Here is a 19086-nt window from a genome sequence, read left to right on the forward strand (position 1 = left end):
CGAAGGGGCCGGGACATCCAGCGCATCATTTGCTGACTTTCTTCTTCGCCGCCGGTTTGCTGCTCGCTTTCGGCTTCGCCGTTGCCTTCCCCGCACCCTTGCTGCCCAGGCTACGCTTGAGCAGCTCGGTCAGGTCAATGACATCCGCCGTTTTACGTAGCTCTTCACCAGAGGCGGTCTCGACGTCTTCAATCTTGCCTTCATGGGCCTTCTTGTCCACCAGGGCCATGATCTTGTCCTCGAAACCATCCCGATAGTCTTCTGGCGACCACTGCGCACTCATGTCCTCCACCAGGCGCCTGGCCATGTCCAGTTCGCCCTTGGCCAGTTCCGGCCGGGTCACTTCGCTGCCCAGTGCCAACTCATCGAGGCTTCGGACTTCCGCCGGCCAGCGCAGCATCACCAGCACCAGGGCCGACTCCAGCGGCATCAGCGCGGCCAGGTGCTGGCGGGTATGCAGTACCACATGGGCGAGGGCGACCTTGCCGGTTTTGCTCAGGGTTTCGCGCAGCAGTGCATAGACTTTGCCGCCGCGCTTGTCGGGTGCCAGGTAGTAAGGCGTGTCGATGTTCTGCAAGGGAATCTGCTCGCTGTCGACAAAGGAAAAAATGTCGATGGTCTGGGTCGAGAGCGGGTGAGCGCTGCGGATCTCCTCCTCACTGAGCACCACGTACCGGCCCTTTTCGTATTGCACGCCCTTGACGATGTGCTCCTTGGTGACTTCCTTGCCCGTGACCTTGTTGACACGCTTATAGCCCACCGGGTCCATGCTGCGGCTGTCGAGCCAGTCGAAATCGACGCCCTGGGAAGACGTTGCCGAGACCAGCGCCACGGGGATATGCACCAGTCCGAAGCTGATTGCGCCTTTCCAGATTGCCCGTGCCATGGTCGTCTACTCGCGAGTGATGTTCAGGTGACCTGCGGCCTCGAGTAAAAGTTTCCGTGGCTTGTGTGGCCGTTCCTTGAACCGGATCAACGTCGTGTTACATCTTGTTGGGGAGGTTTTTGTTAACAAATACGAACCCCGGGCGTAGCGTGATATCGAAGTCCTTATCCACGTGACGTAGCGAGGCCCTCCCATGAACCGATACGTGTCCGGCGCCCTTGCGCTGGCCTTGAGTGCCATGCTGGTCCCGCTGGTCGAGGCCGACACCTCTGCTTCGTTGCGCGTGGCCCAGAACCTGCCGGGCAGCACCAACAACAATCCTTACAGCAGCCCGATCAACCGGGCCAACCCCAACAGCATGCAAGGCACCCGGCCCAGTGCCCCGGCCATTCGCGGGCCCAATACCGTGCCGGTCCCGCGCCCGCCGACACTGGACAACGGCGGCATCGGTAATCGCTATCCCGAGCGGAGCGCTCCCGCCAGCCCACCGACATTCATTCCCAATCCTGCGCCACGAGCCGCCGGCACCGGCAACCGTTGAGTGGCCAGCATGACGCGTGGCCACTATTTTTTTCAGGCCCCATGGTCATCAGAAAAGGAGTCTGCATGTTGCGCAAAAACCCATTGGCAATCCTCTGTGCCAGCGTATTGATCACTGCCACTGTCCCGGTGCTTGCCGCGCCCACCCAGACAATGAAAAGCGAAGAGGGCACACTCGAGGTGACCACCGTCGTGACGGGGCTGGAGCACCCCTGGGCGCTGGCATTCCTGCCGGATGGTAAAAGCATGCTGGTCACCGAGCGGCCCGGCAACCTGCGGCTGGTGACCGCCGACGGCAAGCTGTCGGCACCGCTCAATGGCGTGCCCACGGTCTGGGCCAAGGCCCAGGGCGGCTTGCTCGACGTGGCGCTGTCACCCGATTTCAAACAGGACCGGATGGTCTATCTGTCCTATGCCGAAGGGGGTGGAGAGGATAACAAGGCCGGTACTGCGGTGGGGCGCGGCCGGCTCTCCGACGACCTGACGGCGATCAAGGATTTCCAGGTGATCCTGCGCCAGGCACCCAAACTTTCGGAAGGCAACCACTTCGGTTCGCGGCTGGTGTTCGATCGCGACGGCTATCTGTTCGTGACGCTGGGGGAAAACAATGACCGCCCGACCGCCCAGGACCTCGACAAGCTGCAAGGCAAGGTGGTACGCATCTATCCGGACGGCACGGTGCCCAAGGACAACCCTTTTGTCGGCCAGGCCAACGTGCGCCCGGAGATCTGGTCGTACGGGCAGCGCAACCCGCAAGGCGCGGCGCTCAACCCGTGGAACGGCACGCTGTGGGAAAACGAACATGGCCCTCTGGGCGGCGATGAAATCAACATTATCGAGCGTGGCAGGAATTACGGCTGGCCACTGGCGACCCATGGCATCAACTACTCCGGTAAACCGATTCCCGAAGCCAGGGGTGAAACCGTTGAAGGCACCGTTGCCCCGAACCATGTCTGGCAAAAGTCCCCGGGCCTGAGTGGTATGGCGTTCTACGATTCCGATCGTTTCAAGGCCTGGCAACGCAACGTGTTCATCGGCGCGTTGGTCAGCCAGGAGCTGATCCGTCTCGAGTTCGATGGCGACAAGGTGGTGCACGAAGAGCGCTTGCTCGGGGCGTTGAGAAAGCGCATTCGCGATGTGCGACAGGGGCCGGATGGGTATTTGTATGTGTTGACCGATGAAGAGGATGGTGCGTTGTATAAAGTCGGATTGAAGTGAGTCTCACACACTGCCTTCGCGAGCAAGCCCGCTCCCACAGAGGATTTCAGTGGGCGCAAGAGCAGGGAACAACACAGCCCCAGTGTGGGAGCGGGCTTGCTCGCGAAAGCCATTTCAAAGTTTCTACAACTGTCGAGTCGCGGCAGGCAATTTCTTGCGATCCTGAATTCCGCGAACCACCAGGTACAGCAACGGCCCAACCGACACAAACACAGCCGTTATCAATAAATAAGGCACCACCGCAACCGCCGACAGCCCGCGCTTTCGCGCATCCCGGTACATCCAGATACCCGCCAGCGTCGCCAGCAAGTACAGATCGATCACCACTTGTGCAGTATCGGGACGTGACATCAGGCTGATGCCGAAGTCGATCAGCGATTGCTCGGCCTGGAGCATCACCGAAAGGGTATAGCCGGCAAAGGCGATCAGGGCGATAAGGGGCAGGGCAATGGCATTCATGTGTTCCTTCCTTGGGCAATGACTGGAATCGGCAGCCTGGAGTGATCTGCACAAATTTGCAATTGACTTGCCATCAACGCCCGGCTAATTTCGAGCCATGACTTCCACCGTATTGCGTTGCCAGCCAAGCATTATTGCCGCCATTCCTCATTTGGCGGGCTAGCTCACGACTGCAGCACCCAACCCGCCCTCGAGGCGGGTTTTTACTTTCTGTCTCCCGGGCCCCGATCAACGTCAGGAGACGACCATGAGTTTTACAACCGACCAGCAAGCCCTGCTTGAACGTTACGTCAAAAAAATCCTTGCCGCGCCGGTGTATGAACTGGCGGTGCGCACGCCGTTGCAAGCGGCACCGGCCTTGTCCGAGGCACTGGGTAACCAGGTCCTGCTCAAGCGCGAAGACCTGCAACCGACCTTTTCCTTCAAGATCCGCGGCGCCTACAACAAGTTGGTGCAACTGAGCGACACGCAAAAGGCTCGCGGCGTGGTCACGGCTTCTGCCGGTAATCATGCGCAGGGTGTGGCGCTGGCGGCGCGGGAGTTGGGGATCGGCGCCACCATCGTAATGCCTTGCACGACGCCGCAATTGAAGGTGATCGGGGTTCTTAGCCGGGGCGCCGATGCGGTTTTGCATGGCGAAAGTTTTCCGTTTGCACAGGCCTATGCACTGGAGTTGGCCGGGGAAAGCGGTCGCACCTTTGTTTCGCCCTTTGACGATCCGGATGTGATCGCGGGCCAAGGCACGGTGGCCATGGAAATCCTGCGTCAGCATCAAGGTCCGCTGGATGCGATCTTCGTGCCGGTGGGGGGCGGGGGGCTGATCGCCGGCATCGCCGCTTACATCAAATACTTGCGGCCGCAGGTGCGCATCGTCGGCGTCGAGTCTGAGCATTCGGCGTGCCTGCAAGCGGCGTTGCTGGCCGGTGAGCGAGTCATTCTGCCCAGGGTCGGCACCTTTGCCGATGGGGTGGCGGTGGCGCAGATCGGCGCTTACGGTTTTGAGGTCTGCCGGTTTTGCGTTGATGAGGTGGTGACGGTCAGCAATGATGAACTTTGCGCCGCCATCAAGAATATCTACGACGATACCCGCTCGATCACCGAACCTTCCGGTGCGCTGGCCGTGGCCGGAATCAAGCAGTACGTGGCACGCAGCGGGGCCCGTGGTCAGACCCTGGTCGCCATCGACTCCGGGGCCAACATCAATTTTGACAGCCTGGGGTATGTGGCCGAGCGCGCCGCGTTGAGTGGCGCGCCGGCATGACCCTGGTGATGGCCGCCCGGGTTATTCCTGAGTGGCTTTCTCGACCTTGTTCGACGCCGACCAGATTCGGTAGCGCACTTCGATGTCCTTGGGCACGTACAGCACGAGCGGTAGCTTGCTGTTGTAACGCAGCAGGAAGCCGTCACCGACCACCGGCACAAAATCCTGTTTGCTCGTGCCGTCCGGGCAGGCCATCAGCGTGCTCATCGGACCAATGACTTTTTCCAGGCGATAGAAGGGATAGCCCCAACCCTCGAGGTTTTTCTCTTCGAGAATGCCGCCCAGCCGCGGGTGATTGCAGTCCACGGTCATGGTTTTACCGGCCAGGATCTCGACCTGGAAGTCGTCTTCCCGGTGCTGTGGCGCGAGGTGAATCACTTGGCGGGTAAAACCGCTCCCGGCTTTCGGATAGGGCGCGGTGTCTTCGAGTTTGGCGGCGTGCGCCACGCCGGCAAGCCCCAGTGCGAACAGCGCTGCGCAAGCGTTAACGGTCAAAGAACTCATGATGCCTCCTTGCTTGAAGTGAAGGGCGGCATTTTCACTGTGGTGTGCAGCGAATGCAAACACGCGGCGCCCAACATGCAAATTGCAGGGGCGCCAGGGGCGTATAATGCAAACTGCACGGGAGGTTTTACAAATGACTGGCCTAAACCCTTGATTTGCCGATGAGCTGCACAGCGAAATCCAGGGTATGTTTTATGCTGTAGCTGTCCTTGAAGCTTGCCGAGCTTTTATATGAGAGCGCATACGAGCGAGCGTTGATGTTGATTGGCAGTCTCACAAAGGAGAGGGTCGCCATGTTTCTTTCTGCCTTGGAACTTCGCAATATCATCGAAAGCAGTTTTCTACCCAAGCGCTGCCAGTGCACGCTGTCGCCGGATCTGTCGATGACCGTCAAAGTCTATGCCGACGGGCAGACCGATCACCTGGATCTATTGGTCACCGGCATCGATGCCTCCGGACTCAATGGTTGTCGGGAAATAAACGAGTTGATTGCCCAACTGCGTTCCGGACAGCATCACTTGGCAGGCGAACCACACTCGATGCTGGGCAAGGCGCTTTAACCTGCAGTTTCGAGTTCCACCGACACGCGTCGGGTCTGGAAGAACGCCAGGCCCAGCGCCAGTTCAAGCCCGACAGCCAGCAACATGCCCGGCCCGACATGGCCGGCGAGCCATTCGGCAAAACCCAGCACGGCCAATCCCCAGCAGCCGACGACGAAGCCGAGGCTCAGCGCATGGCGGGTTGCACAAGGGGGGGCGTTGCGAACCAGGTAAGAGATCACGCTAAACGCTGCGAACAGCACGGCGGTGCGGCGCGCGACCAATCCCGCCACGAATGAAAATTCGATACCCCAGAGCGACAGTAGCCATTGCGGTGCCAAACCCCAGACCAGGCTCAGCAAAAGGCATAAGGCGGCGGTAAACATCGACAACGTGCGAAACGAAAACTGCATGGCCAATCCTTGCGGGCAGTGAGGGAGGCGCTAGAGCATAGCGCCGCAGCCCTCAAAGGCATACCGCCAGGTGTCAAATCAGACGTTTCGGTCAGCCTTGGTTCTCGCAGGCGTCGGAAAGTTTACGGTAGGTGATTTCTGCGGGTTTTCCCGTTTCATCGATGTACTTCATATCGGCCTTCACCACCTTGCACTCCAGGGTGTCCGGTTCAGTCAGTGAAATCACTTTGCTGACATGCAATGGCATGCCGTAGTGATAGGGTACGGCTTGAGAGTTCGTGGTGTCGTTGGCCTGAGCCAGGCCGGCAAACGCGGTGCAGGCGAGGGCGGCGGTAACCAGCAAGGTGCGAGTGTTCATCGGCGATCTCCAGTGCGTACGGAAAGTCAGTTCGATGTGTGGCTTGTCGAACCTGCCGCACCGGGCGTCAGAACAGTCTGAGGGCGTGCGGTCCAGTGAAGTGTCGGACCGCACGGTTAAACGAGGGTTAACCCGGCTGAACGCCGCCTGTCGCGAAGGCGCGATCCTGTCTTTCAGTTAAGACCATCGTGCGCCTGTAGGAGCGAGCTTGCTCGCGAAAAAACTCGAATTCAGCGCAAATCCAACTGCTCCCGATAAGGCAGGTCCGGCCCGGTCTTGCTGCATGTCAACGCCGCCGCCTGCACCGCGAACTTCAGCATGCCGTCAATCTGCTCGCGGCCAAGTTGCTTTACTCCCTCCACCGAATCCAGTTGCTGCTCGGTCAACCAGGCAATCAACGCTGCTTGAAAGGTATCCCCTGCGCCCACGGTGTCGGCGATTTTTACCGCGCAAGCCGGAGCCGACCACGAGCCGTGAGCCCGACTGAACACGGTCGCGCCTTCGCCGCCCCGGGTCAGGAACACCAGCTGGCAGCGATGCTGCAACCAGCCCTCGATCACTTGCGCCGGGTCCTGGCCTGGGTACAACAGGTGCAGGTCCTCGTCGCTGACCTTGATCAGGTCGGCCAATTGCACCAGCGTTGCGATCCGTTTACGCCACCGTTCAATGTCCGGTTCCGGGTTCAGGCGAACGTTCGGGTCGAGGCTGATCAGGCGTTTGCCGCTTTCCCGGCGCACCAATGCCAACAGGGTGTCGGCAATCGGCTGCACCACCAGGGAAAACGATCCGATATGCAGGCCACGCACGTCAGGTCCGAGTGCCGGCAGGTGCTCCGGTTTCAGCTGTCGATCGGCACAGCCTTCGCCACGGAAGCTGTATTGCGGCGAGCCATTGGTACCCACGGCGACCATCGCCAGGGTGGTCGGCGCGGCGAAATCCAGCAGGAAGTCCTGGCACACACCTTCATCCTGCAGCACCTGCAACAGGCGCCGGCCCAGATAGTCGGTGGACAAACCCGCCAACAGCGCCGAATCCACGCCCAACCGGCGCAATCCCACGGCCACGTTGAACGGCGAGCCACCGGCGATGGCTTTGAAATTCACTTTCGACGCCAGACCGCCGGCGTCGTTTTCACTGAAAAAATCGAACAGCGCTTCGCCACACACCAGGTACATAGTTGTTCACTCTTCAAAGGGTCGCGACATGCTGTCGATAGCGTTCATAAGCCTGCTGACTGGCTCGTACATTGTCAGCGACCGGCAGGGTTTCACCGGCCGGGTCGAGCTTCACGCAGCGCTCGCACAAGTCCGCGAGGCTGAGTTCGTTTCCGCTTGCCCGGGATACGCACCAGGCCGCCTGGATCGCCGCACCCAGGGCCGCGGCCTCGCTTTGTTCAGTGCAGATCACCGGGGTATTCATGGTATCGGCGACGATCTGCCGCCACACCGCGCTTTTCGAACCACCACCGATCAGCCGAATGCTGCGGCTTTGTAAGCCATTGCGGCGTAGCAGGTCCAGTCCGTAACGCAAACCGAACGTCGTGCCTTCGACGACTGCGCGGCACAGGTTGGCCCGGGTCAGGTTGCTCATGGTCAGGCCCGAAAGGCTGCCGTGGGCATGGGGCAGGGCGGGCACCCGCTCGCCGCTGAAGAACGGCAACATGCTCACGCCTTCGGCACCGATGGGCGCTTTGGCAACCAGTGCGTTGAACTGATCGATGTCGAGGTCCAGCAGGTCGCGAATCAGGCCGGTGGCATTGGTCAGGTTCATGGTGCAGATCAATGGCAGCCAGCCGCCGCTGGAAGAACAGAAGGTGGCAACTGCGGAATCCGGGGCGACGTTCGGCTGATCGGCATAGGCGTACACCGTGCCTGACGAGCCGAGGCTCATGGTGATTGCACCGGGCTGGATATTGCCGGTGCCGATGGCCCCCATCATGTTGTCGCCGCCGCCACTGGACACCTGTGCCCGCGGATTGATGCCCAGGTGCTCGGCAATCCCCGGCAGAATCGTGCCGACCGCCTGGTGCGCGTCGATCAGCTCGGGTAGCGCGGCTTGCAGGCGTCCGCTGGGGTCGATGTCGCGCAACAACTGCACATCCCATTGCCGGGTACGCACATTGAAGTACCCGGTACCCGAGGCATCACCGTATTCGCTGCAACTGCGGCCGGTGAGCCAATGGTTGAGGTAGTCGTGGGGCAGCAGAATATGGGCGATCCGGGAAAATACCTCTGGATGCTGCTCTTTGGTCCAGAGCAGTTTGGATAAGGTATAGCCCGGCGTGATGACCACACCGAGGCGTTCCAGCGAAGCCTTTTCGCCGCCGAGGTGGGCCAGTAGACGGTCATTCTCCGGCGTGGTTTCGGTGTCGCACCAGAGCTTGGCCGGACGCAGCACCTGGCCCTTGTCGTCGAGCAGCACGAGGCCATGTTGCTGGCCGGACACGCCAATGCCGAGGATCGACTGGCCATCGACCCTGGCCGCGAGCAACGCGCGGCGGGTGGCCGTGGCGAAGGCTTCCAGCCACTGATGGGTATCCTGTTCGCGGCGGCCATTGGCCGCGCTGATCAGGCTATGGCTGGCCGCGCCCTGGCCGAGCACTTCACCACTGACTGCGTCGAGGATGATGGCCTTGGTGCTCTGGGTGCCGCAGTCGATGCCGAGGAAGAGTTGTTGGTTTGGCATAGTGGATCCTTGGATCATTCAACATGAATGTGGCCTGTCAGGCCGCCTTCGCGAGCAAGTCGAATCGTCGCACCGCCGCTCCCACCCTTGAAATGCATTCCCCTGTGGGAGCGGGCTTGCCCGCGAAGACGGCAGTAGCTCCACCGCAGGACTTACGCCAACACTCGCTCCAGCGTCCGCGACACCCCCACCTCGCGCAAACTGTTGCAGCACCATTCGAACGCCGCGACAAACTCCGCCGAGCGGGGTATCGCCGTACCAAAGATCTCCTCGACCGCCAGCAACCGCTGAGTAATCAGCACATCATCGGCCACCAGCGCCTGGCAGAACTCGGCACGAGGATCGGGAATGCTGTACGTGTCGCCATTTTCATCCACGCCCTTCAGATACAAGGCCCACGCCGCCACCACCAACGCCGCGCGTTTGGTCTCGCGGCCGTCAGCGATCAGGCGGTTGATGGTCGGCACGGTGAATTTCGGAAACTTCGAAGAACCGTCCGAACACACCCGTTCAAGCTGGTCGGCAATGGCCTGATTGGAGAAGCGCGCCACCAGGGTGCTCTTGTACTCGGTCAGGTCGATTCCCGGCACCGGGGCCAGTTGCGGCGTCACGTCCAGGTCCATGTAGGCGCGCATATAGCGTACGAACAACGGATCGTTCATGGTCTCGTGGACGAAACGGTAACCCTTCAGAAATCCCAGGTAGGTCAGCGCCAGATGGCTGCCGTTGAGCAGCTTGATCTTCATGTCTTCGTAGGGTGTGACGTCGTCGGTGAACTGTACGCCGACCTTTTCCCAGGCCGGGCGACCGTTGACGAATTTGTCTTCCAGCACCCATTGCACGAAGGGTTCGCAGACCACCGGCCAGGCATCGTCCACCCCGTGCTGGTCCGCCAGTTGCAGACGGTGTCGGGTGCTGGTCATCGGCGTGATACGGTCGACCATGGCGTTGGGGAAACTGACGTTGGCGTCGATCCAGTCGCGCAGTGGGCTGTCGTGCAAGGCGGCGAAGGCCAGCAGGGCCTTACGGGTGACGGCGCCATTGTGCGGCAGGTTATCGCAGGACATCAGGGTGAAGGCCGCTGTGCCGGCGGCGCGGCGCCTGGCCAGTGCGGCACAGAGCAAGCCGAACACGGTCGTTGGCGTGTCGGGGTGCGCGAGGTCATGCCGGATCTGCGGCAAGTGCGCCATGAACTCACCGGTGCTGTCGTCAATGCAGTAACCGCCTTCGGTGATGGTCAGCGAGACGATGCGGATCTCGGGACTGGCCAGCTTGTCGATCAACGCCCGGGTGCCGTCTTCGGCCAGCAGCATGTCGCGGATGGCCCCGATCACCCGCACTTCGGTGTCGTTGCCATCGCCGAGCTCGAACAGGGTGAACAGGTAGTCCTGATCCTTGAGATCGTCACGGACGCGGCGGTCCTCGGCACGCAGGCCGACGCCACAAATGGCCCAGTCCAGGCCTTCTCCGGTGTTCATCAGCGCATCGGTGTAAAACGCCTGATGGGCGCGATGGAAACCGCCGACGCCGATGTGCGCAATGCCTTGACGGGTGTCGCCCAGCGCGTAGGCGGGCAGGGCCACTCCGGGTGCGAAGCGGTTGAGGTTCTGTTTATCGAGTTTCATCACAGGCTCTCCGGGATCAGGCAGCAACGCGCAACGGGCGGGTCAACGCCATGCCGTCGGCATCGAATAAATGGCAGTGTTGCGCGTCCAGGTGCAGGCTCAGCGTTTCGCCGTAGCGGCTGGCCAGGTCGCCGCGAACGCGCATGGTCAGGGCTTCGCCAGAGGAAGTCCGGACGTGGCAGAACGTGTCGCTGCCCAGGCGTTCGCTGACATCGGCGGTGACCTGCAAGGTGCAGTCGGCGGGCTTGGCCAGTTCCAGATGTTCCGGGCGAATGCCCAGGGTCACTGCGCCGCCGACGCTCAGATGGGATCCGCTCAAGGGCAGGCTGATGCGGGTTCCGGCATCCAGTTGTACTTCACAGCCCTGGCGGTCGACGCGGGTGACTTTGCCCTTGAGGAAGCCCATTTTCGGCGTGCCCAGGAAACCGGCGACGAACAGGTTGGCGGGTTGGTGATAGAGATCCAGCGGCGAGCCGACTTGCTCGATCTTGCCGCCATTGAGTACGACGACTTTGTCGGCCATGGTCATCGCTTCGACCTGATCGTGTGTGACGTAGATCATCGTCGCTTGCAGGTCTTTGTGCAGGCGCAGCAGTTCCAGGCGCATCTGCACGCGCAGGGCGGCATCGAGGTTGGACAGCGGTTCGTCGAACAGGAAGATTTTCGGGTTGCGCACGATGGCCCGGCCAATCGCCACGCGCTGGCGTTGGCCGCCGGACAATTGCTTGGGTTTGCGCTCCAGCATCGGCCCCAGTTCGAGGATGCGCGCCGCTTCGCTGACCTTTTTCTCCACTTCGGCTTTCGCTACGCCCGCCAGGTCCAAGGCGAACGACATGTTCTTGCGCACGCTCATGTGCGGGTACAGGGCGTAGGTCTGGAACACCATCGCCAGGTCGCGCTTGGCCGGGCTCACTTCGGTGATGTCGCGGCCATCGAGTTCGATGGTGCCGCCGCTGACTTCTTCGAGCCCGGCGATCAGGCGCAGCAGCGTGGATTTGCCGCAGCCCGACGGGCCGACGAAGACCACGAATTCCTTGTCGTTCACTTCAAGGTCGATGCCCTTGATGATGGAAAAACCTTCGAAGCCTTTTTGCAGATTCTTGATTTTCAGGTTGGCCATGGTGGTGGGCCTCCGTTTTCGTTATTCGGTTGAACCTGTAGGAGCGAGCTTGCTCGCGATGAACTTGCGGGCGGCGCTTTCATCCAGGTGGTACACGTTATCGTTCACGTCCATCGCGAGCAGGCTCGCTCCCACAGGGATCGCATTTGGTCGGGGGGCTTCATTTCACGGCGCCGAACGACAGGCCGCGGACCAACTGTTTCTGGCTGATCCAGCCGAAGATCAGGATCGGCGCACAGGCCAGGGTCGAGACCGCCGACAACTTGGCCCAGAACAGCCCTTCGGGGCTTGAGTACGAGGCAATCAAGGCGGTCAGTGGCGCGGCTTTCGACGAGGTCAGGTTCAGCGACCAGAAGGCCTCGTTCCAGCACAGGATCAGCGACAGCAGCACCGTGGACGCCAGGCCACCCTTGGCGATCGGCAGCAATACCCGGAGCATCTCCTGGACCAGCGTTGCGCCGTCCAGCCGCGCGGCTTCGAGGATGTCCCTGGGGATGTCCTTGAAGTAGGTGTAAATCATCCAGACCACGATCGGCAGATTGATCAGCGTGTAGATGACGATCAGCGCGATCCGCGTGTCGAGCAGGCCGAAACTCTTGGCCAGCAGGTAGATCGGCATCAGTACGCCCACCGGCGGCAGCATCTTGGTCGAGAGCATCCACAGCAGCGTGCCTTTGGTGCGCCGGGTTTCGTAGAACGCCATCGAGTAGGCCGCCGGCACCGCGATCAGCAGGCACAGGGCCGTGGCGCTGAAGGAAATCACCACCGAGTTCCAGGCGAAGCTGAAGTAGTCGCTGCGCTCGTTGATGTGCAGGTAGTTCTCCAGCGTCGGCGTGAAGATGAACTGTGGCGGCGTGGCGAAGGCCTCGATTTCGGTCTTGAAGCTGGTCAGTACCATCCAGAAGATCGGGAAGAAAATCACGATCGTGACGGCCCAGGCCAGCGTACCGAGCAACAGGCTTTGCAAACGACGGGATTGTTGAAGAGTCATGGCAGGCCTCAGGCTTTGTCAGTCAGGTTTTTGCCGATCATCCGTACCAGAATGATCGCCGCGATGTTGGCAATGACCACCGCGATCAAGCCGCCCGCCGAGGCCATGCCGACGTCGAACTGCACCAGTGCCTGGTTGTAGATCAGGTAGGCAAGGTTGGTCGAGGCGTAGCCGGGGCCGCCGTTGGTGGTGGTGAAGATTTCGGCGAACACCGAGAGCAGGAAGATGGTTTCGATCATCACCACCACCGCAATCGGTCGCGCCAGGTGCGGCAGGGTCAGGTGCCAGAAGATCGCAATGGGGCCGGCACCGTCCAGGCGTGCGGCCTCTTTCTGTTCCTGGTCGAGGGACTGCATGGCGGTCATCAGGATCAGGATGGCGAACGGCAGCCATTGCCACGAGACAATGATGATGATCGACAGCAGCGGGTAGTGCGCCAGCCAGTCCACCGGTTGTGCGCCGAACAGTTTCCAGACGTAGGCGAGAATCCCCGACACCGGGTGGAAGATCAGGTTCTTCCAGATCAGCGCGCCGACCGTGGGCATGATGAAGAACGGCGAGATCAGCATGACCCGCACGATGCCGCGACCGAAAAACTCGCTGGCCTCCAGCAGCGCACTGATCAGCACGCCGAACACCACGCTGATCAACAGCACGCTGCCCACCAGCAACAGGGTGTTGGTGGCGCCGGGCAGGAAGCCTGAATCGGTGAGGAAGTAGGTGAAGTTCTCCAGCCCGACGAACGCGTTCTCGCCGGGATCGAGCAGGTTGTAGCGAATCGTCGAGAAGTAGAGGGTCATGCCCAACGGCACGATCATCCACAACAGCAGCAGTGCCACCGAAGGGCTGACCAGAAACCAGCCGGGATTGGCCACGCGGCTTTTGCGCAGGGGTAGGGCAATGTCCATGTGAGCTTTGGCAGTTGATGTATTCATGGTGATCAGAACCAGTCGAGTACGGGCAGATGAAAATCAACTGTGGGAGCGGGCTTGCTCGCGAAGAGGCTGGTACATCCGATGCATCTTTTGCGACTGGAACACCGCTTTCGCGAGCAAGCCCGCTCCCACATGGGTGACGGGGTTACTTGGGATACCCGGCGCGCTTCATCTCGCGCTCGGTGGTTTGCTGGGCCGCCGCCAATGCCTGATCGACCGTGGTCTGGCCGATCAGCGCCGCAGAGAAGGATTTGCCGACCTGAGTACCAATGCCCTGGAACTCGGGAATGGTCACCAACTGGATGCCGATATAAGGCACTGGTTTCAGCGTCGGCTTGCCCGGGTCCGCAGCCTTGAGCGATTCGAGCGTAACCCTGGCGAACGGCGCGGCACTCATGTAGTCCTCGCTGTAGGTCGAGGCCCGGGTGCCCGGCGGAACGTTGGCGATGCCGTCTTTTTCCGCGACCAGTGCGCTGTATTCCCGGGAAGTGGCCCAGGCGCTGAAGGTTTTCGCCGCGTCCTTGGCCTTGGAACTGGTCGGAATGGCCAGCGCCCAGGAATACAACCAGGCCGAACCCTTGTCAGTGACCTGATGCGGCGCATAGGTGAAACCGACGTGATCGGCGACCTTGCTCTGGGTCTTGTCGGTGACGAACGAGCCGGCGACACTGGCATCGACCCAGATCGCGCATTTGCCGCTGTTGAACAGCGCCAGGTTTTCGTTGAAACCGTTGCTCGATGCACCCGGCGGGCCGGATTTCTTCATGGTATCGACGTAGAAGTTCAGCGCATTCTTCCACTCGGGCCCGTTGAATTGCGGCTGCCACTTTTCGTCGAACCAGCGCGCGCCATAGGCGTTGGCGACGGTGGTGACCAGCGCCATGTTCTCGCCCCAGCCGGCCTTGCCGCGCAGGCAGATGCCGTACTGTTCCTGGTCCGGTCTGTTGAGTTTGGCGGCGAACTCACCGATCTGCTCCCAGGTCGGGCGCTCGGGCATGCTCAGGCCGGCGTCCTTGAACAGGTCGGTGCGGTAATAGGTGATCGAGCTTTCGGCGTAGAACGGCAGGGCGTACAGCGCGCCTTTGACCGACAGGCCTTCGCGCACCGACGGGAACACGTCGTCCAGGGCATAGCTGGCCGGCAAATCCTTCATCGGCTCCAGCCAGCCCTTGGCGCCCCAGAGTGCCGCTTCGTACATGCCGATCGTCAGCACGTCGAATTGCCCGCCCTGGGTGGCGATGTCGGTGGTCAGGCGCTGGCGCAGGACGTTTTCCTCGAGCACCACCCAATTGAGCTTGATGTCCGGGTGCTCGGCCTCGAAGGTTTTCGAGAGCTTTTGCATTCGGATCATGTCGCTGTTGTTGACGGTGGCAATGGTCAGGGTCTGGGCGCCTAGGCTGACGCTGCTGAGGGTCATGCAGGTGAGGGCAAGCAGGGCTTTTACCGAAGGTTGCATCGTGCACTCCTTTTCTGCACCCGGCGGGTTACAGAAGGACAGTTATTGTTTTTGTGTCTTCCGAAGGCAGGAAGAATGTGCACGGATTACAACCTTCATTGGAGGGCGAGACAAATCATCCATCGCACTTCAACTGATACTTTTTTGCACTGGAGTTTAGGGCGGTAGACACAAGGAAAGGCTTTTCAGCGATGGGGTGGCATTGAATCCGTACAGGTTTCGAGCTTGGCTACGACCCCTTGTGGGAGCGGGCTTGCTCGCGAAAGCGGAGTGTCAGGCGACATTTCTCAACCTGATACACCGCTTTCGCGAGCAAGCCCGCTCCCACATTTGATCGCATCTAGCCGAGGTTTTGCTCGGTCAACCGCTGGACCACCAACCGCCGGTAATGCGAAGGCGTCATGCCCTTGAGCTGCTGGAAGCGCCGGTTGAAGTTGGAGATGTTGTTGAAACCGGATTCGAAGCACACGTCCGTGACCGGTTTGTCGCCATCGGCCAGCAACTCGCAGGACTTGCTGATGCGCAGGCGATTGACGAATTCGATGAAGTTGCGCCCGGTGGCCTGCTTGAATACGCGGCTGAAATACGTGGGCTTCATGCCCAGATGTTCGGCGACTTCCTCCAGCGTCAAGTCCCGGGCGTAATGGGCGAAAATGTAATCCACCGCGCGGTTGGTGCGATCGACGTTGTGCTCGTCGGCCAGTTGCGGGGTCGTGGCGCCGGAGAGCAATTGGTAGTCGTCGGTGGCGGCGAGCAATTCGAGCAGAATGAAAAAGTGCCCGAGACGGGTCGCACCGCTGGTATCGGCAATGCGTTGCATCAGATCCATCGCCTTGGCGATGGTGTGCTTGCTGCGAAACTCGATGCCGTACTGCGCGCGTTCCAGCAAGGGTGCCAGGGTCTTGAGCTCGGCGAACACTTGATAGCCGCTGTCGAACAACTCGTCGGTGAAGTTGACCAGCATGTCGCGCTTGGGCACCACTTCGTCCTCGGCCACCTGGCTGATCCAGTTGTGGGGCAGGTTGGGGCCCGTCAGGAACAGGGATTGCGGATAGAAGTTGCCGATGTAATCGCCAATGAACACCTTGCCGGAACTGGCGACGATCAGGTGCAACTCGTATTCCTTGTGGAAATGCCAGCGCACCAGCGGGCAGGGAAAACCATGCTGGCGGTAGATGATGGACAAGCCATTGTGGTCGTCCATCAACTCATAGGAGGGATCGGTGACTCTGGCGGTGCGGGTCATGTCCAGTGTGGTCTTGTTGTTTTTCAGGCGCCAATCATGCACCCCCGCCCAGGACAGATCCAGTTCCCAGGCCTTACTTCTTGTTCTGTCCCCTGGAAAGGTTGATTTCCCGGCAATAGCTGACCAGTCGTGTCACTCCAATAAAGTCGACACTGATGATGCTGCACTTCTGTGTCCATCCAGTGTCCGGAGCAAACCACTCGTTCAATTCCCGGGTGATTCGTTTTACACCGGCCAGTTCTCCATAACTGGTGGCGGATAACGACCAGAGCGCGCTTTCGTCGGGCGGATTATTCAGTGTTCTTTCAATGTACTGCCTTAACTCTTCGGGAGAAGTAAAGTCGTTGCCACTCCATTCAACCGGAATTTTTGGCCAATACAGGGGAGAGTTGAAGTCCGGATGCCAATCGGCGGCAACTACGATTCTTTGCAGGGGATTTATTTTCTTTAATGCGCCCAGTGTCAAATAACGGTTTTCTCGCGGAATCAATCGCGTGCCCAATTCATTCATGATGGCCTCATGAAAGCCTGTGTAGTCGAAACTTTTTTCATCAAGGCCTTTGAGTTCGCGCATATCCAGCACGACGAACTCATCCGGGTTTTCACTGAGGAAAAAGTCCAGGCTCTTGAACAACTCACTCAACGATCGCCCCCTGAGCAGCTTGAAACCGTGAAACGTATGGAACTTCTTGACTCCCAGCCAATGCTCGTCTGAATGGAATCGCAAGTCGAGTGCCCGGACACCCTCGTTGAGCTGCTGGATGAAGGGTCCATCCTGGCAGACGAACCAGTGACTGGCGGGTTGAACGTGGATCGGGTAAGAGAAGTCATAATCCACTCCCGAATTATGGGCGCCGGGCCAGACCAGTTCCAAGAGGGTTAACTTGTCAATTGAAGATGTCGTCGACATCCAGTTTTTGTAGGGGTAAGAATTTGTCATCGTGCAGTCCGTTGCTATTTAAGAATAAAAAAACGCCCGACTATCAGGTTTGATGTCGGGCGATTTATTCTTGGTCGCAAGTCAGGCACTGCACAAGTTGTTAGTGTTTCGGGATATTGTTATTGCTGGCTGTTTTTCGCCTCTATCCATTGCGCCATGTATTGAGTGCTCTTGTGCTGATGATGACGCAGCATGCTGCCGGTAAAGTTGTCTCGCCTGATGTTGGCCAGATCCCGTTGGCAATCGACCAGCCGCTGGATCAAAGCCGGGCCGTGAACGGATTTGCGGTAGCGACTGGCAAGCAGGGTTTGCCCGTGCGCCTGGGCATCGAGCCAGCGCGTCTTGTCGTTGTGCAGTTGCACCGCCTGATCGGCGAACTCGCGTGCCGATCGGGTCACTGCACCGGGCCACGCTTGTTCGCCATGCATCGCTTCGGCACCGACAGGCGTCGTCACATTCGGTGTGCCACAGAGCATCGCATCGACAATCTTGCCTTTGATTCCAGCGCCAAAACGCAGAGGCGCCATACAGACCCGTGTCGACGACATGACCTGCAGGGCGTCCTGCGCCCAGTTCATCACATGAAAACCCTGGGCCGGGTTATGCAGGGCGGTCGCCTTGGGGGGTGTATAGGCACCGTAGATATGCAATTGGGCGCCGGGCAATTGCTCGCGGATCAGCGGCCAGATAGCGGTTTTCAACCAGAGCACCGCATCCCAGTTGGGCGCATGGCGAAAATTGCCGATATGAAGAAAGTGTGCCCGGTCTTCGAACGCTACCGGCGCACGGGTCGGCAGGTCGACCATCAATGGGCACCAGTGCAGCAGGTTGCGCGGAATTCTGAACTGCTCGACCAGCAGTTCGATTTCCACTTCGGAAACCATCAGGGTCAAATCACAACGATAAAACGAGGCGATCTCGCGCTTCGCCAGATCGGTATTGGCCATGTGTTCAAACTCTTCACGCGATGCCGGGGCGAACAGGCCGCTGAAGTCATTGTTGTCCTCACTGGCCTTCAAGCGCTCCTTGAGGCGTTGATGCCGACCCTGCCTGAGGCTTTGCAAGTCGCAACTTTCCAGCACGCGCAACGCGTCGGGACAATACTTCTCGACCCGCCAACCGAACTGTTCCTCCATCATGAATTGATCGAACAACACGATGTCCGGCGCCAGTTCACTGATGAATACGTCGAAACTGCTGTTGTTCAGCTCGATAGGTACTTCACGAATACCCAGCGCCGCCAGGTCTGCGCGCTGTTCGCCGAAACCGGCCGGGCTGCTGAAGGTGATATCCCAGCCTTGCTGCAGGAAAACCTCGAGAATCTGCATGACATGCCCGCTGGCCGCGGAAGAGCGGGGTTCGGGCCAGACGTAACCAATGACCAGGACTTTGGTTGCGCGGGGCTCAATCATGTACGGAATTTCCTTGAAGCGAAGACAGGGCAGGGACGAAAAAGGCGCGCATTAAACCACAGTGGACCGCCAGGTCACTCGAGAATGCCTTTGACCTTGTCGCGCAACTGATCAATGGAGAAGGGTTTGCCGATCACGTGCATGTCGGCGGGCACGTCGATGCTTTCGGCGTAACCGCTGGCAAACAGGATGGGCAGGGCAGGGCGCAAGGCACGTGCTTCTTTGGCCAGTTCGCGGCCATCCATGATCGGCAGGCCGACATCCGTCATCATCAGGTCAATGTGTTGGTGCGAGTCCCTGAGCGTTTCCAGCGCCTGTTCGCTGCCGTCGGCTTCCAGCACCTTGAACTCCAGCTCCTCCAGTACGTCGACAATCAGCATGCGCACGATGGCATCGTCTTCGACGACGAGGATGGTGAAGGCGTTGGCGGATGACATAGTGGACTTCCTGAAAAAGATTGGCATTGCCGGTCGCTGGAAATCACCGGCCTCTTGCATC

At 59.9% G+C, this 19086-nt stretch carries 20 protein-coding genes; 4 read left to right on the plus strand and 16 right to left on the minus strand.

Annotation, left to right across the window (positions count from 1 at the left end):
• Nucleotides 1-25: 25 nt before the first annotated feature.
• Nucleotides 26-886, minus strand: coding sequence for a non-homologous end joining protein Ku (gene ku / locus AB7M25_RS14600; RefSeq protein WP_429388843.1), 861 nt, complete (start codon nucleotides 884-886; stop codon nucleotides 26-28).
• A gap of 193 nt (nucleotides 887-1079) precedes the next feature.
• On the opposite strand from ku, the gene AB7M25_RS14605 reads away from it, so the two are divergent.
• The gene (locus tag AB7M25_RS14605) at nucleotides 1080-1427 is read left to right on the plus strand and encodes a hypothetical protein (RefSeq protein ID WP_429388845.1); all 348 of its coding nucleotides are present in this window, start codon (nucleotides 1080-1082) and stop codon (nucleotides 1425-1427) included.
• 65 nt (nucleotides 1428-1492) lie between these two features.
• Complete coding sequence (locus tag AB7M25_RS14610; protein ID WP_429518640.1) at nucleotides 1493-2644, plus strand: PQQ-dependent sugar dehydrogenase; 1152 nt, start codon at nucleotides 1493-1495, stop codon at nucleotides 2642-2644.
• 123 nt (nucleotides 2645-2767) lie between these two features.
• On the opposite strand, the gene AB7M25_RS14615 is transcribed toward AB7M25_RS14610, so the two are convergent.
• The gene (locus AB7M25_RS14615; RefSeq protein ID WP_429388851.1) at nucleotides 2768-3103 is read right to left on the minus strand and encodes a DUF2834 domain-containing protein; all 336 of its coding nucleotides are present in this window, start codon (nucleotides 3101-3103) and stop codon (nucleotides 2768-2770) included.
• 247 nt (nucleotides 3104-3350) lie between these two features.
• On the opposite strand from AB7M25_RS14615, the gene ilvA reads away from it, so the two are divergent.
• Complete coding sequence (gene ilvA, locus AB7M25_RS14620; protein ID WP_429388854.1) at nucleotides 3351-4364, plus strand: threonine ammonia-lyase, biosynthetic; 1014 nt, start codon at nucleotides 3351-3353, stop codon at nucleotides 4362-4364.
• A gap of 21 nt (nucleotides 4365-4385) precedes the next feature.
• On the opposite strand, the gene eco is transcribed toward ilvA, so the two are convergent.
• Nucleotides 4386-4868: a serine protease inhibitor ecotin gene (gene eco / locus AB7M25_RS14625; protein ID WP_429388856.1), complete on the minus strand. Its 483-nt coding sequence runs from the start codon at nucleotides 4866-4868 to the stop codon at nucleotides 4386-4388.
• Nucleotides 4869-5161: 293 nt separating this feature from the next.
• Here eco and AB7M25_RS14630 point away from each other — a divergent pair, with 293 nt between their 5' ends.
• The gene (locus AB7M25_RS14630; RefSeq protein WP_454237506.1) at nucleotides 5162-5428 is read left to right on the plus strand and encodes a DUF1652 domain-containing protein; all 267 of its coding nucleotides are present in this window, start codon (nucleotides 5162-5164) and stop codon (nucleotides 5426-5428) included.
• On the opposite strand, the gene AB7M25_RS14635 is transcribed toward AB7M25_RS14630, so the two are convergent.
• From AB7M25_RS14635 to AB7M25_RS14695, 13 genes are all read right to left on the minus strand, one after another.
• Nucleotides 5425-5820 carry a hypothetical protein gene (locus tag AB7M25_RS14635; protein WP_429388860.1) on the minus strand — a complete coding sequence of 132 codons (396 nt, stop codon included), beginning with the start codon at nucleotides 5818-5820 and terminating at the stop codon, nucleotides 5425-5427. The two genes, AB7M25_RS14630 and AB7M25_RS14635, sit on opposite strands and share 4 nt — an antisense overlap.
• Before the next feature lie 91 nt (nucleotides 5821-5911).
• Complete coding sequence (locus tag AB7M25_RS14640; protein WP_429388862.1) at nucleotides 5912-6178, minus strand: DUF2790 domain-containing protein; 267 nt, start codon at nucleotides 6176-6178, stop codon at nucleotides 5912-5914.
• A gap of 230 nt (nucleotides 6179-6408) precedes the next feature.
• Nucleotides 6409-7353 (minus strand): carbohydrate kinase family protein, encoded by a 945-nt coding sequence (locus AB7M25_RS14645; protein ID WP_429518636.1) that lies wholly within the window; start codon nucleotides 7351-7353, stop codon nucleotides 6409-6411.
• 13 nt (nucleotides 7354-7366) lie between these two features.
• On the minus strand, nucleotides 7367-8863 hold the full coding sequence (gene xylB / locus AB7M25_RS14650) for a xylulokinase (RefSeq protein WP_454237507.1): 1497 nt from the start codon (nucleotides 8861-8863) through the stop codon (nucleotides 7367-7369).
• A 152-nt stretch (nucleotides 8864-9015) separates the two neighbouring features.
• Nucleotides 9016-10488, minus strand: coding sequence for a mannitol dehydrogenase family protein (locus AB7M25_RS14655; RefSeq protein ID WP_454237508.1), 1473 nt, complete (start codon nucleotides 10486-10488; stop codon nucleotides 9016-9018).
• A 16-nt stretch (nucleotides 10489-10504) separates the two neighbouring features.
• On the minus strand, nucleotides 10505-11608 hold the full coding sequence (locus AB7M25_RS14660; protein WP_454237509.1) for an ABC transporter ATP-binding protein: 1104 nt from the start codon (nucleotides 11606-11608) through the stop codon (nucleotides 10505-10507).
• Nucleotides 11609-11768: 160 nt separating this feature from the next.
• Nucleotides 11769-12599 carry a carbohydrate ABC transporter permease gene (locus AB7M25_RS14665; protein ID WP_454237510.1) on the minus strand — a complete coding sequence of 277 codons (831 nt, stop codon included), beginning with the start codon at nucleotides 12597-12599 and terminating at the stop codon, nucleotides 11769-11771.
• Between the two features lie 8 nt (nucleotides 12600-12607).
• The gene (locus AB7M25_RS14670; RefSeq protein ID WP_033047392.1) at nucleotides 12608-13534 is read right to left on the minus strand and encodes a carbohydrate ABC transporter permease; all 927 of its coding nucleotides are present in this window, start codon (nucleotides 13532-13534) and stop codon (nucleotides 12608-12610) included.
• Between the two features lie 145 nt (nucleotides 13535-13679).
• Nucleotides 13680-14990 (minus strand): ABC transporter substrate-binding protein, encoded by a 1311-nt coding sequence (locus tag AB7M25_RS14675; RefSeq protein WP_429388876.1) that lies wholly within the window; start codon nucleotides 14988-14990, stop codon nucleotides 13680-13682.
• A 340-nt stretch (nucleotides 14991-15330) separates the two neighbouring features.
• Nucleotides 15331-16236 carry an AraC family transcriptional regulator gene (locus AB7M25_RS14680; protein WP_429388879.1) on the minus strand — a complete coding sequence of 302 codons (906 nt, stop codon included), beginning with the start codon at nucleotides 16234-16236 and terminating at the stop codon, nucleotides 15331-15333.
• Nucleotides 16237-16309: 73 nt separating this feature from the next.
• Nucleotides 16310-17176, minus strand: coding sequence for a PI-PLC domain-containing protein (locus tag AB7M25_RS14685; protein WP_429518629.1), 867 nt, complete (start codon nucleotides 17174-17176; stop codon nucleotides 16310-16312).
• A 119-nt stretch (nucleotides 17177-17295) separates the two neighbouring features.
• Nucleotides 17296-18588, minus strand: coding sequence for a glycosyltransferase (locus AB7M25_RS14690; RefSeq protein WP_454237511.1), 1293 nt, complete (start codon nucleotides 18586-18588; stop codon nucleotides 17296-17298).
• A gap of 74 nt (nucleotides 18589-18662) precedes the next feature.
• Nucleotides 18663-19025, minus strand: coding sequence for a response regulator (locus AB7M25_RS14695; RefSeq protein WP_429388887.1), 363 nt, complete (start codon nucleotides 19023-19025; stop codon nucleotides 18663-18665).
• Nucleotides 19026-19086 lie beyond the last annotated feature (61 nt).

Source organism: Pseudomonas sp. AP3_22 TE3818 (assembly GCF_053628995.1).

Excerpts from the sequence above, each read along its gene's own strand:
- ku (WP_429388843.1), bottom strand. The coding sequence starts at position 886 with ATGGCACGGGCAATCTGGAAAGGCGCAATCAGCTTCGGACTGGTGCAT.
- AB7M25_RS14605 (WP_429388845.1), top strand. The coding sequence starts at position 1,080 with ATGAACCGATACGTGTCCGGCGCCCTTGCGCTGGCCTTGAGTGCCATG.
- AB7M25_RS14610 (WP_429518640.1), top strand. The coding sequence starts at position 1,493 with ATGTTGCGCAAAAACCCATTGGCAATCCTCTGTGCCAGCGTATTGATC.
- AB7M25_RS14615 (WP_429388851.1), bottom strand. The coding sequence starts at position 3,103 with ATGAATGCCATTGCCCTGCCCCTTATCGCCCTGATCGCCTTTGCCGGC.
- ilvA (WP_429388854.1), top strand. The coding sequence starts at position 3,351 with ATGAGTTTTACAACCGACCAGCAAGCCCTGCTTGAACGTTACGTCAAA.
- eco (WP_429388856.1), bottom strand. The coding sequence starts at position 4,868 with ATGAGTTCTTTGACCGTTAACGCTTGCGCAGCGCTGTTCGCACTGGGG.
- AB7M25_RS14630 (WP_454237506.1), top strand. The coding sequence starts at position 5,162 with ATGTTTCTTTCTGCCTTGGAACTTCGCAATATCATCGAAAGCAGTTTT.
- AB7M25_RS14635 (WP_429388860.1), bottom strand. The coding sequence starts at position 5,820 with ATGCAGTTTTCGTTTCGCACGTTGTCGATGTTTACCGCCGCCTTATGC.
- AB7M25_RS14640 (WP_429388862.1), bottom strand. The coding sequence starts at position 6,178 with ATGAACACTCGCACCTTGCTGGTTACCGCCGCCCTCGCCTGCACCGCG.
- AB7M25_RS14645 (WP_429518636.1), bottom strand. The coding sequence starts at position 7,353 with ATGTACCTGGTGTGTGGCGAAGCGCTGTTCGATTTTTTCAGTGAAAAC.
- xylB (WP_454237507.1), bottom strand. The coding sequence starts at position 8,863 with ATGCCAAACCAACAACTCTTCCTCGGCATCGACTGCGGCACCCAGAGC.
- AB7M25_RS14655 (WP_454237508.1), bottom strand. The coding sequence starts at position 10,488 with ATGAAACTCGATAAACAGAACCTCAACCGCTTCGCACCCGGAGTGGCC.
- AB7M25_RS14660 (WP_454237509.1), bottom strand. The coding sequence starts at position 11,608 with ATGGCCAACCTGAAAATCAAGAATCTGCAAAAAGGCTTCGAAGGTTTT.
- AB7M25_RS14665 (WP_454237510.1), bottom strand. The coding sequence starts at position 12,599 with ATGACTCTTCAACAATCCCGTCGTTTGCAAAGCCTGTTGCTCGGTACG.
- AB7M25_RS14670 (WP_033047392.1), bottom strand. The coding sequence starts at position 13,534 with ATGAATACATCAACTGCCAAAGCTCACATGGACATTGCCCTACCCCTG.
- AB7M25_RS14675 (WP_429388876.1), bottom strand. The coding sequence starts at position 14,990 with ATGCAACCTTCGGTAAAAGCCCTGCTTGCCCTCACCTGCATGACCCTC.
- AB7M25_RS14680 (WP_429388879.1), bottom strand. The coding sequence starts at position 16,236 with ATGACCCGCACCGCCAGAGTCACCGATCCCTCCTATGAGTTGATGGAC.
- AB7M25_RS14685 (WP_429518629.1), bottom strand. The coding sequence starts at position 17,176 with ATGACAAATTCTTACCCCTACAAAAACTGGATGTCGACGACATCTTCA.
- AB7M25_RS14690 (WP_454237511.1), bottom strand. The coding sequence starts at position 18,588 with ATGATTGAGCCCCGCGCAACCAAAGTCCTGGTCATTGGTTACGTCTGG.
- AB7M25_RS14695 (WP_429388887.1), bottom strand. The coding sequence starts at position 19,025 with ATGTCATCCGCCAACGCCTTCACCATCCTCGTCGTCGAAGACGATGCC.